1 pseudogene is annotated in these 776 nt (G+C 62.1%); it reads left to right on the forward strand.

Annotated elements, in window-relative coordinates:
* Window positions 1-677: pseudogene (istA, locus tag IVA82_RS24990) on the forward strand (IS21 family transposase); the annotation flags it as partial.
* Between the last annotated feature and the right edge of the window lie 99 nt (window positions 678-776).

Consider the following 776-nt stretch of genomic DNA (forward strand, 5'->3'; position numbering starts at 1 on the left):
CGCATCCCGACGGTTACGGCCGCAGCTGGTTCTGCGAACTCTATCGAGCCTGGGAAGGCCGGTTGTCGCCGACGATGCGGCAGGCGCATGTGGCCGGCGAGAAGCTGTTCGTCGATTACGCCGGTACGACGATTGACATCGTCGATGCCGCGACCGGAGAGGTGCATGCCTGCCAGCTGTTTGTCGCAGCCCTCGGCGCATCGAGTTTTACGTACGCCGAGGCAACCTTCACGCAGACGCTGCCCGACTGGATCGGCTCGCACACACGCGCCTTTGTCTTTTACGGCGGTGTGCCGGCGATGGTCGTTTCCGACAATCTGAAGTCCGGCGTCACCAAGGCCTGCTTCTACGAGCCGGGCGTCAATCGTGCCTATGCCGAAATGGCGGTGCACTACGACACGGCCATTGTGCCGGCACGGCCGAGAAAACCGCGCGACAAGGCGAAGGTCGAGGTCGCCGTGCAGGTCGCGACGCGCTGGATTATCGCCAAGTTGCGCAACATCAGGTTCTTCTCGCTCGTCGAGTTGAACGCAGCGATCCGTGATTGTGTCACAGCGCTGAACGACCGTGTCTCCCGGCATCTCGGCGCGAGCCGCCGCGCGCTGTTTGAGGCACTGGACCAGCCAGCGTTGAAGCCATTACCGACTGCGCCCTACGTCTACGCCGAGTGGAAGCAGTGAAATGGACCCGCAGAGCGGGACCGCTTGAACCGGTTTGCTAGTTGGAAACTGACCGCTCCTGATCCCTTTCTATCACGCTGCCAGAGACTCTGTCTG

Origin of the sequence: Bradyrhizobium sp. 142 (assembly GCF_023074015.1) — a bacterium.
Taxonomy (GTDB): domain Bacteria; phylum Pseudomonadota; class Alphaproteobacteria; order Rhizobiales; family Xanthobacteraceae; genus Bradyrhizobium.